At 33.4% G+C, this 8,879-nt stretch carries 19 protein-coding genes; all 19 read right to left on the reverse strand.

All coding sequences use genetic code 11. From position 1 onward, the window contains the following. Nucleotides 1–21 precede the first annotated feature (21 nt). A complete protein-coding gene (rplR, locus tag KJ849_06730; GenBank protein ID MBU2600252.1) occupies nucleotides 22–375 on the reverse strand; it encodes a 50S ribosomal protein L18 in 354 nt (117 codons plus the stop codon). Between the two features lie 2 nt (nucleotides 376–377). Continuing rightward, nucleotides 378–920, reverse strand: coding sequence for a 50S ribosomal protein L6 (gene rplF / locus KJ849_06735; GenBank protein ID MBU2600253.1), 543 nt, complete (start codon nucleotides 918–920; stop codon nucleotides 378–380). Between the two features lie 194 nt (nucleotides 921–1,114). After that, nucleotides 1,115–1,513, reverse strand: coding sequence for a 30S ribosomal protein S8 (rpsH, locus tag KJ849_06740; protein ID MBU2600254.1), 399 nt, complete (start codon nucleotides 1,511–1,513; stop codon nucleotides 1,115–1,117). Between the two features lie 46 nt (nucleotides 1,514–1,559). Then, nucleotides 1,560–1,745 carry a type Z 30S ribosomal protein S14 gene (locus KJ849_06745; protein ID MBU2600255.1) on the reverse strand — a complete coding sequence of 62 codons (186 nt, stop codon included), beginning with the start codon at nucleotides 1,743–1,745 and terminating at the stop codon, nucleotides 1,560–1,562. 37 nt (nucleotides 1,746–1,782) lie between these two features. Next, nucleotides 1,783–2,322 (reverse strand): 50S ribosomal protein L5, encoded by a 540-nt coding sequence (gene rplE / locus KJ849_06750; GenBank protein ID MBU2600256.1) that lies wholly within the window; start codon nucleotides 2,320–2,322, stop codon nucleotides 1,783–1,785. A gap of 9 nt (nucleotides 2,323–2,331) precedes the next feature. Beyond that, nucleotides 2,332–2,661, reverse strand: a complete 330-nt coding sequence (rplX, locus tag KJ849_06755) for a 50S ribosomal protein L24 (GenBank protein ID MBU2600257.1) — start codon at nucleotides 2,659–2,661, stop codon at nucleotides 2,332–2,334. Nucleotides 2,662–2,856: 195 nt separating this feature from the next. Next, nucleotides 2,857–3,225 (reverse strand): 50S ribosomal protein L14, encoded by a 369-nt coding sequence (gene rplN / locus KJ849_06760; GenBank protein ID MBU2600258.1) that lies wholly within the window; start codon nucleotides 3,223–3,225, stop codon nucleotides 2,857–2,859. A gap of 36 nt (nucleotides 3,226–3,261) precedes the next feature. Then, nucleotides 3,262–3,510, reverse strand: a complete 249-nt coding sequence (rpsQ, locus tag KJ849_06765) for a 30S ribosomal protein S17 (protein ID MBU2600259.1) — start codon at nucleotides 3,508–3,510, stop codon at nucleotides 3,262–3,264. 11 nt (nucleotides 3,511–3,521) lie between these two features. Beyond that, nucleotides 3,522–3,713, reverse strand: a complete 192-nt coding sequence (gene rpmC, locus KJ849_06770; protein MBU2600260.1) for a 50S ribosomal protein L29 — start codon at nucleotides 3,711–3,713, stop codon at nucleotides 3,522–3,524. After that, on the reverse strand, nucleotides 3,710–4,129 hold the full coding sequence (rplP, locus tag KJ849_06775; protein ID MBU2600261.1) for a 50S ribosomal protein L16: 420 nt from the start codon (nucleotides 4,127–4,129) through the stop codon (nucleotides 3,710–3,712). The genes rpmC and rplP overlap by 4 nt, the downstream gene beginning before the upstream one ends. Then, a complete protein-coding gene (gene rpsC, locus KJ849_06780) occupies nucleotides 4,129–4,947 on the reverse strand; it encodes a 30S ribosomal protein S3 (protein MBU2600262.1) in 819 nt (272 codons plus the stop codon). The genes rplP and rpsC overlap by 1 nt, the downstream gene beginning before the upstream one ends. Before the next feature lie 181 nt (nucleotides 4,948–5,128). Then, nucleotides 5,129–5,461 (reverse strand): 50S ribosomal protein L22, encoded by a 333-nt coding sequence (gene rplV / locus KJ849_06785; protein ID MBU2600263.1) that lies wholly within the window; start codon nucleotides 5,459–5,461, stop codon nucleotides 5,129–5,131. Between the two features lie 15 nt (nucleotides 5,462–5,476). After that, on the reverse strand, nucleotides 5,477–5,758 hold the full coding sequence (rpsS, locus tag KJ849_06790) for a 30S ribosomal protein S19 (GenBank protein MBU2600264.1): 282 nt from the start codon (nucleotides 5,756–5,758) through the stop codon (nucleotides 5,477–5,479). Nucleotides 5,759–5,768: 10 nt separating this feature from the next. Then, nucleotides 5,769–6,593 carry a 50S ribosomal protein L2 gene (rplB, locus tag KJ849_06795; GenBank protein MBU2600265.1) on the reverse strand — a complete coding sequence of 275 codons (825 nt, stop codon included), beginning with the start codon at nucleotides 6,591–6,593 and terminating at the stop codon, nucleotides 5,769–5,771. 206 nt (nucleotides 6,594–6,799) lie between these two features. Then, nucleotides 6,800–7,063 carry a 50S ribosomal protein L23 gene (gene rplW, locus KJ849_06800; GenBank protein MBU2600266.1) on the reverse strand — a complete coding sequence of 88 codons (264 nt, stop codon included), beginning with the start codon at nucleotides 7,061–7,063 and terminating at the stop codon, nucleotides 6,800–6,802. Between the two features lie 17 nt (nucleotides 7,064–7,080). After that, nucleotides 7,081–7,758: a 50S ribosomal protein L4 gene (gene rplD, locus KJ849_06805; protein ID MBU2600267.1), complete on the reverse strand. Its 678-nt coding sequence runs from the start codon at nucleotides 7,756–7,758 to the stop codon at nucleotides 7,081–7,083. Nucleotides 7,759–7,796: 38 nt separating this feature from the next. Continuing rightward, nucleotides 7,797–8,426, reverse strand: a complete 630-nt coding sequence (gene rplC, locus KJ849_06810) for a 50S ribosomal protein L3 (protein MBU2600268.1) — start codon at nucleotides 8,424–8,426, stop codon at nucleotides 7,797–7,799. A 20-nt stretch (nucleotides 8,427–8,446) separates the two neighbouring features. Further along, nucleotides 8,447–8,752, reverse strand: coding sequence for a 30S ribosomal protein S10 (gene rpsJ, locus KJ849_06815; protein MBU2600269.1), 306 nt, complete (start codon nucleotides 8,750–8,752; stop codon nucleotides 8,447–8,449). Between the two features lie 12 nt (nucleotides 8,753–8,764). Next, the coding region (locus KJ849_06820; protein MBU2600270.1) for a hypothetical protein at nucleotides 8,765–8,879 on the reverse strand (115 nt) is incomplete at its 5' end.

An 8,879-nucleotide genomic window follows, 5' to 3' on the forward strand; every position in this document is an offset into this window, starting at 1 on the left:
ATACCTACATTAATACCTACATTAAAATTTTAATCCAATTTCTCTAGCGCTTTCGGCTAAAGACTTTATTCTCCCATGATATAGATAGCCACCTCGGTCAAAGACTACCTCTTTAATATTTTTCTCCAAAGCTCTTTTAGCAATTAAACTACCCACCAATTTAGCAGTTTCCATCTTACCTTGACCTCTTATATCTTTCTCTAAACTATTAGCATAAGTTAAGGTCTTTCCTTCTCTATCGTTAACTAATTGAGCATATATATTCTTAGAACTTCTAAAGACAGATAGCCTTGGTCTTTCTTCAGTCCCTACTATTTTTTGTCGAATCCTTTTATGTCTTTTGTCTCTATCTATCTTCTTTTTATTAGTCAGCATAACTATTTTTTTACTCCTGTTTTAGTAGGTTTTTTCCTAACTGTCTCATCTTCGTACATAATTCCTTTTCCTTTGTAAACATTGGGCTTTTTAAATGCCCTAATCCTAGCTGCTATTTCACCTACTAATTCCTTGTCTATTCCAGAAACTTTAATTTGAGTAGGAGTAAGAACTTCAATCGTAACCCCAGGAGGAGAAGGATAGCTAATAGAATGAGAATAACCTAACTGTAGATTTAATACCTGTCCTTGTAAGGCGGCTTTATACCCAACTCCATGAATAAGGAGAAGCTTAGAAAACCCATCACTTACCCCAATAACCATATTATTAATTAAAGCCCTATAAAGACCATGAAGAGATTTACCAAATTTATCTTTATTATTGGTCGAAACTATAACCTTATTATCTTTCACGACCATTGAAATTAGTGGATGGATCTCTCGTGACAAAGTCCCCTTAGGACCAGTAATTTCAATCATCTGGTTATTTACACTAGCTAAAACTTTTTCTGTTAATAAAATAGGTTTTTTTCCAATTCGAGACATCTTAAATACCTTAATTTAAATTTAATATAGACTCAAGCAAAATTGGTTTGTAAAAATTAAGTCCTTAGTATTTAGAATTCAGTAGTCAGAATATTCTGTCCTTCTGTATTCTAAAATTGCCAACCTGATTTATTTGGATATAATTTTAATAATCTTAGTTGATTATAAAATTTTGTTCTTTATTGGACCATAACTTAATAAACATAACATAACATTTCGCCGCCAATACCTAATTGTTGGCATTCCTTATTGGTCAATATTCCTTTAGAAGTAGAAAGAACAGCTATTCCTAAGCCATTTAAAACATTTGGAATTTTATCTTTGCCTAAATACACTCTTCGACCTGGCTTACTTACTCTAACTAACTTAGCAAAATATTTTTCTTTGGAAGGTCCATATCTTAGGTAAATCCTAATCATCCCTTGTTTATTATCCTCAATAAGCTTAAAGCTTTTAATAAATCCTTCTCTCTTTAAGGCCTCGACAATACTTAATTTAATCTTAGAAGCAGGTGCATCGACTTTATCATGATAAACATTTTGAGCATTACGAATTCTTGTTAGTAAATCAGCAATTGAATCATTTATAACCATTTTTTAATCCTTACCAATCCTTACTAATTTTTTTTTACCAGCTACTTTACCAACTAGCTTTTATAATTCCCGGTATCTTTCCTTCTAAGGCTAACTTTCTAAAACAAATCCTACACATATCAAATTTTTGATAATATCCTCTTGGTCGTCCACAAATTGAACACCGATTATACTTTTGAACCTTAAACTTAGGTACTTTTTTTGCTTTTATGAGCATAGATTTTTTTGCCATTTTTCACCAAACTATTTTTAAGATAAAATTTATTTACTTAGCTCCTGGTAAAAGGTAATCCAAAAAGACTCAAAAGATCAAGTGTTTTCTTATCATCATTAGTAGTGGTAACGATAGAAATATTCATTCCTCTTACTTTCTCTATCTGATCATAATTTATTTCTGGAAAAATAATTTGTTCCTTAATTCCCATAGTATAATTTCCCTGTCCATCAAAAGAAGAATTAACTCCTTTAAAATCCCTTATTCTTGGTAAAGCTACATTAATCAGACGATCTAACACTTCGTACATCTTATCTCCCCTTAAGGTAACTCTACACCCCACAGGCATACCTTCTTTAACTTTAAAAGCAGCTATTGATTTTTTAGCATAAGTTTTAGTAGGACACTGTCCGGTAATGAGAGCTAATTCTTTCATCGCTGAATCTAAAGCTTTTATATTAGTATTAGCTTCGCCAACACCCATATTAATGACTATCTTTTCTAATTTAGGTACCGTATTTCTATTTTTACAATTAAATTTTCTCATCATTTCTGGAATTATCTCTTTAAAATACTTTTCCTTTAAACGAACCATAATAAACACCTACTTTTCAATTACTTCCTGACACTTTTTACATATTCTTACTTTTTTCCCGTTTCCCAAAAACTTTTTTCCTATCCTGGTAAGTTTACTACAATTAGGACAAATTACCATCACATTAGAAATATGGATGGGGGCATCAATTTCAATAATACCACCTTGTGGATTCTTACCAGTAGGGCGAGAATGTTTCTTTTTTTGATTAACTCCTTCTATAATTACCTTACCCTTAGCTCTTAAAATCCTTAAAACCTTACCTTGTTTCCCTTTGTCTTTTCCGGTAATTACAGCTACCTGATCATTTTTTTTGACATTTAAACTAAATCCAAGCATAACCTTTTAAATCTCTTTCTTTATCGGAATAAAAATTAAAAATACTTTTAATAACCTCTTAGTATAAATAATTCTTTATAGCACCTATTAATGAAAATTTAACTTAGAGCAAATCAACTCTAATGAGTTTATCTTTCATTGCTCGGTATTACTTCCTATGTCTAATTTTCGTTAACAACTACTCCCATTTTTAGATTATACTACCTCAGGAGCCAAAGTAACAATTTTTAAAAATTGCTTTTCTCGTAATTCTCTGGCTACCGGCCCAAAAACTCTTGTTCCTCTGGGTTCTTTCTGGTCATCAATAATCACTCCGGCGTTATCATCAAATCTTATATAAGAACCATCTTTTCGTTTAGTTTCTTTGGTTGTTCTAACCACTACTGCCTTAACGACATCTCCTTTTTTTATAGGGGCATTAGGAGTAGCCTCTTTTACTGAAGCTACAATAATATCTCCCACTCTAGCATAACGAGCTTTACTTCCTTTTAAAACCTTAATACACATAATCTTTTTAGCGCCTGAGTTATCTGCTACTTCTAAATATGTCTGCTGTTGAATCATTTAATCCTCAATTATATAAGAATACTATCTTACTCTTTAACTTACAATCTCCACTACTCTCCACCGTTTAGTTTTAGAAAGAGGACGAGTCTCCATAATCTTTACTCGATCACCAATCTTGCATTTATTTTCTTCATCATGAGCATAAAACTTAGAACTCTTACGAACATATTTCTTATAGAGAGGATCCTTTACCAATCTCTTTATTTTAACTACTACAGTCTTATCCATCTTATCGCTAATTACCTCTCCAGTTTTAACTTTTTTCTGACCTCTTTCTTTCATCTTTCTTTCCTTTACTTAATACTATTTTCTCTCAATTTTGTATTTACAGCAGCAATCATTCTTTTCACCAAGCGCATCCTTAATGGATTATCTAATTTTTTTGAACTAGACTGCACTCTTAGATTTAAAAATTCTTCTTTTAAGTCGACCTTTTTTTGCTTTAATTCTTCTAAAGAAAGCTCTCTTAATTCTTTAAACTTCACACTAGCCCTCTTTCTCGAGAAACAAATTTTGTCTTAATAGGTAACTTATAAGAAGTTAACCTCATTGCTTCTTTAGCCACTTCTTTAGAAACTCCCGACAATTCAAAAAGCATGCGACCAGGCCTTACTACCGCTACCCAAAACTCAGGAGACCCCTTTCCTTTTCCCATACGAGTTTCAGCTGGTTTTTTAGTTACTGGCTTATCTGGAAATACTCTAATCCAAATCTTCCCTCCTCTTTTAATATGACGAGTCATAGCAATTCGCGCTGCTTCTATCTGACGAGCAGTAATCCAAGCTGGTTCCAAAGCTTGTAAGCCATATTCTCCAAAATTAATGGCACAACCAGAAAGACTTTTTCCTTTCATTCTACCTCTGTGAAGTTTTCGATACTTCACTCTTTTAGGCATTAACATTATACTTTCACTTCCTCTTCTTGACTTTCTTCTTCCTCAATCTCTTCAATAGTCTCTTTAATTATTTCTTCCTGCTTATCTTCCTTATCTTCTAAGTCTTCCACCTTTTCTTTGTTTGTTTCTTTTTCCACTAACTTTTGTAACTTACTTTCTTCTTGGCTTTCTAATTCCTCTAACTTTACCTTCTTTTCTTTTAAAATAATTTCACCTTTAAATATCCAAACCTTAACACCTACTTGTCCATAAGTGGTAGTAGCCTCACTAAACCCATAATCAATATCAGCTCTTATGGTATGGAGAGGCAACCTCCCTTCTCGATACCATTCAGTCCGGGCAATGGCTGCACCCCCTAATCTACCTGAACACATCACCTTTATTCCTAAAGCACCTGCTTTTAAGGCAGCCGTTATTGCTCTCTTCATAGCTCTCTTATAAGATACTCTTTTCACAAGTTGTTGAGCAATAACTTGTGAAACTACCATCGCCTCTAACTCCGCCTTCTTAATCTCAACTACATCTAAAGTTATTTCTTTACTACTTAGGCTTTCTAACTCCTTTTTTAATTTCTCTATCTCACTCCCACTTCGCCCAATAACAACTCCCGGACGAGCAGTATGAATAACTACCCTTAACTTTTGCCCACTTCTTTCTAAAATAACCTTAGAAATATTAGCAGTTTTAAGTCTTTCTTCTACCTTCCTTCTAATCCTTAAATCTTCCTGCAAAGCTTCCGTATAACCTTTTTTAAGGCACCATTTTGATTGCCAGTCATAAATATAACCTACTCGAAATCCATAAGGATGAACCTTTTGCCCCATAATTAATCTTCCTTTTCTTAATCTTCTAAAACTACCGTAACTACCATAACATGATCAATTATTTTAAGAAGACCTTCTTCCCACTTTAACTTCCTTTTTTTAATCTTCTAAAACTACCGTAACTACCATAACATGATCAATTATTTTAAGAAGACCTTCTTCCCACTTTAACTTCCTTTTTTTAATCTTCTAAAACTACCGTAATATGGCTTGTTCTTTTTAAGATTCTATTAGCTCTACCCATAGCTCGAGGTTGAATCCTCTTAATCATTGGTCCCCCATCAGCATAGCACAATTTTATCCGCATATTATTTACATCTACTTCCTTTCTTTTATTAGCAGCATTAAAAGAAGCAGACTTTAATACTTTAGCCAATAAGTAAGCGGCCTTCTTAGGAGTATATTTTAAGATATTAGTTGCCTCTCTTACTTTTTTGCCTTTGATTAAATCAATAACCTGCCTTACCTTTCTAGGAGATATTCTTATATATTTACCTATGGCTTTGGCTTCCACGTTTTTATACCTTCCTCACTTTAGAGTAGTCTTTTTTTCAGATTTTTTATGTCCCCGAAAAGTCCGAGTATGAGAAAACTCTCCTAATTTATGACCCACCATATTCTCCGTAATAAAGACGGGAATAAACTTTTTGCCATTATGAACTGCAAACGTATAACTTATCATCTCTGGAAAGATGGTGGATCTTCGAGACCAAGTCTTTATTACCTTCTTCTCTCCTGCCTTAGACATATCTTCAACCTTCTTTAATAATTTCACATCTGCATAAGGTCCTTTTTTCAGCGATCTACCCATAATCTCCTCTTTACTTCTTTCGTCGTTTAATAATCATCTTCTCGGTAGTCTTATTATTCCTAGTCTTATATCCTTTGGTAGGCTTTCCCCATGGCGTACAAGGATGCCTTCCTCCTGAACTCTTCCCTTCACCTCCACCCAAAGGATGATCTACGGGATTCATAGCTACACCTCTTACCGTAGGACGAATTCCTAAATGACGAGACCTACCAGCTTTTCCTATAGATATATTTTCATGATCTAAATTACCTACCTGCCCTATGGTAGCCATACAATTCAAATGCACCATTCTTACTTCTCCCGAAGGAAGTTTAATATACCCGTAATTTCCTTCTTTAGCCATTACTTGGGCTACGCTACCTGCGCTTTTAGCTAATTGCCCCCCTTTTTTTTCTCTTAATTCTATATTATGAATATTTGTACCAGTAGGAATACTTTTTAAAGGAAGAGCATTTCCTGCTTTTATTTCTACTTTTTCTCCTGCCACCACCACATCTCCTTTAATTAATCCTTCTGGGGCTAAGATATACCTCTTCTCTCCATCTAAGTAATTTAAAAGAGCAATATTAGCTGAACGATTAGGATCGTATTCAATTGAAACCACTTTAGCCGGGATATCAAATTTATCTCGTTTGAAATCAATAACTCGATAAAGTCTTTTGTGTCTCCCCCCTTTATGCCAAATAGTAATTCGTCCTTTATTGTTTCTTCCGGCAGAGTATTTTACTACTTTTAACAAAGACCTTTCAGGTTTAGTCTTATCTAATCCTTTATTATCTACAGCCGACATTCCTCTTCGCCCAGGAGTAACTGGTTTATAATACTTTATACCCATCTTCTATCTTTACACTCCTAATTATACTTTACACTCTTGAAAATCAGTCGGTATTATTTCCTATGTCCGGTTTTCATTAATAATTACTATATCTTCATAGTAACCGTGCTAAAGACTTATTAAATTGCAAATTTAGTATTTTAAATTTAAAACTTACAATTTGTAATGATAAATTTACAATGAATAATCCCTTTTTTATATCTTTTTCATGCCCCTAAATTTATAACTTCACCTTCTTTTAAGGTAACTATTGCTTTTTTCCAATCTGAAGTCTTTCCTGCTTTATGTCTAATTCTTTTAAATTTTCCATATTGAATTAAGGTATTTACTTTTAATACTTTTACCTTAAAATAGTCCTCTATTGCTTTTTTAATCTCTATCTTATTAGCTTTGATACTTACTTCAAAAACATACTTGTTTTCTTTTAATAAATCAGTAGCTTTCTCTGTAATAATAGGTTTGATAATTATTTTTTCTGTTTCAGATTTCACTCTGGATACCCCTGAATTTTATCTAACGCCTTCTTAGTAAATAACATTTCTGGAAATAATAAAATTTCGTAGGCATTAAGATCGTTAACTTTGATTACTTTTATTCCTTTAATATTTCGAAAAGGAACCACTACCCTTTCTTCTCCTTCTCCCACTACAATTAAAACTTTTTTTAGTCTTAAATTTAAATTAGAAAGAATATTTGCGGCTTCTTTAGTTTTAAAACTTTCAAAGCTAAATTCATTAATAACTTTTATTTTCTGGTTTAAAATCTTATCTGATAAGGACATATATAAAGCTTTTTTCTTAACCTTGGCAGGTAACTTTCCGTAATAATCCTTAGGGAGGGGTCCAAAAACAGTCCCTCCTCCTCTCCAAAGAGGACTACGAATACTACCCACTCGAGCTCTACCAGTTCCTTTTTGTTTCCACAACTTCCTTCCGCTTCCAGAAACTAACCCTCTTGTCTTACTTGAAGCCGTACCAAGGCGTCTGTTATTTAAATAGCCTTTTATTACCTCATGTAAAACAGGTATAACCACTTTATGATTAAAGACTTCCTCGATTAAACTCACCTTTTCTGTTACTTCACCTTTATTATTCAAAACTTCAACAGAAAACCCTACTCTCTTCTCTTGAATTTCACTTTTATTATTTAAGACTTCAACTTCCAAAATCTTCTCCTTAGAAAACTTAACCTTATCTTAAAATCTCAAATTTCTTTATATCTCTTTATCTCCACTAATCCATTGGCATTTCCTGGAACTGCTCCTCTTACCAAGACTAAATTTTTCTCCAAGTTAACCTTTATTACTTTAAGTTTAGTTACGGTAAACCTTTTTCCTCCTTTTCTTCCAGGAAGCTTAGTACCTTTAAAGACTCTAGAAGGATCAGAACTACCTTGTCCAATAGAACCTGGAGCTCGATGAAACATAGAACCATGAGAAGCCTTTCCTCCTTTGAATCCCCAACGTTTAACTACTCCCGTAAAACCTTTTCCTTTGGTCGTTCCAGTTATATTAACTATTTCTCCTTCTTTAAAAAGATCTACCTTTACTTCTTGACCTACTTCATAATTACTTAAATCTGCCATCCTAAATTCACGTAAGTGTCTAAGTAAACCTACCTTAGCTTTCTTCAGATGACCTATTTTAGGCTTATTAAGTAATTTTTCTTTGGTCTCTTCATATCCTAATTGGACAGCATTATATCCATCATCATCCATAGTCTTCTTTTGAACCACATAGCAAGGTCCTACTTTTATTACCGTGACAGGAACCATCTCACCTTGCTCGATAAATATATGTGTCATCCCTATCTTTCTTCCTAACAAACCAATCATCTTCTCATCCTTAACCTTTTTTAAATCTTTATCTCTGCTTCAATCCCTGAAGATAATTCTAATTTCATAAGAGCATTTATAGTATCCATAGTAGGTTCAAGAATATCTATCAATCTTTTATGCACCCTCATCTCAAACTGCTCTCTAGATTTCTTATCTACATGCGGAGATCTAAGTACCGTATATCGGCTTATTTCAGTTGGCAAAGGGATAGCCCCTACTACTTTACTGCCACTTCGCTTTACTGTCTTAATAATATCCTTTATTGATTGATCTAATAACCGAGAATCATACGAACTTAACTTTATTCTAATTTTTTGAGACATCTTCTCCTCTAACTACTCTATTATCTCTGTAATCACTCCTGCCCCTATTGTTCTTCCACCTTCACGAATGGCAAAGCGAAGCTCTTTTTCCATAGCAATAGGAGTAATTAATTCAGCGGTCATATTA

The sequence above is a fragment of the bacterium genome (genome assembly GCA_018830565.1).
Classification (GTDB): domain Bacteria; phylum UBA9089; class JAHJRX01; order JAHJRX01; family JAHJRX01; genus JAHJRX01.

What these genes read in the sequence shown, in the direction of transcription:
- rpsJ (MBU2600269.1), bottom strand. Translation starts at nt 8,752, where the DNA reads ATGTCTCAAAAAATTAGAATAAAGTTAAGTTCGTATGATTCTCGGTTA.
- rplE (MBU2600256.1), bottom strand. Translation starts at nt 2,322, where the DNA reads ATGGTTCGTTTAAAGGAAAAGTATTTTAAAGAGATAATTCCAGAAATG.
- rplN (MBU2600258.1), bottom strand. Translation starts at nt 3,225, where the DNA reads ATGATTCAACAGCAGACATATTTAGAAGTAGCAGATAACTCAGGCGCT.
- rplB (MBU2600265.1), bottom strand. Translation starts at nt 6,593, where the DNA reads ATGGGTATAAAGTATTATAAACCAGTTACTCCTGGGCGAAGAGGAATG.
- rplR (MBU2600252.1), bottom strand. Translation starts at nt 375, where the DNA reads ATGCTGACTAATAAAAAGAAGATAGATAGAGACAAAAGACATAAAAGG.
- KJ849_06745 (MBU2600255.1), bottom strand. Translation starts at nt 1,745, where the DNA reads ATGGCAAAAAAATCTATGCTCATAAAAGCAAAAAAAGTACCTAAGTTT.
- rplP (MBU2600261.1), bottom strand. Translation starts at nt 4,129, where the DNA reads ATGTTAATGCCTAAAAGAGTGAAGTATCGAAAACTTCACAGAGGTAGA.
- rplC (MBU2600268.1), bottom strand. Translation starts at nt 8,426, where the DNA reads ATGATTGGTTTGTTAGGAAGAAAGATAGGGATGACACATATATTTATC.
- rpsQ (MBU2600259.1), bottom strand. Translation starts at nt 3,510, where the DNA reads ATGAAAGAAAGAGGTCAGAAAAAAGTTAAAACTGGAGAGGTAATTAGC.
- rpsH (MBU2600254.1), bottom strand. Translation starts at nt 1,513, where the DNA reads ATGGTTATAAATGATTCAATTGCTGATTTACTAACAAGAATTCGTAAT.
- rplF (MBU2600253.1), bottom strand. Translation starts at nt 920, where the DNA reads ATGTCTCGAATTGGAAAAAAACCTATTTTATTAACAGAAAAAGTTTTA.
- rplX (MBU2600257.1), bottom strand. Translation starts at nt 2,661, where the DNA reads ATGCTTGGATTTAGTTTAAATGTCAAAAAAAATGATCAGGTAGCTGTA.
- rpsC (MBU2600262.1), bottom strand. Translation starts at nt 4,947, where the DNA reads ATGGGGCAAAAGGTTCATCCTTATGGATTTCGAGTAGGTTATATTTAT.
- rpsS (MBU2600264.1), bottom strand. Translation starts at nt 5,758, where the DNA reads ATGGGTAGATCGCTGAAAAAAGGACCTTATGCAGATGTGAAATTATTA.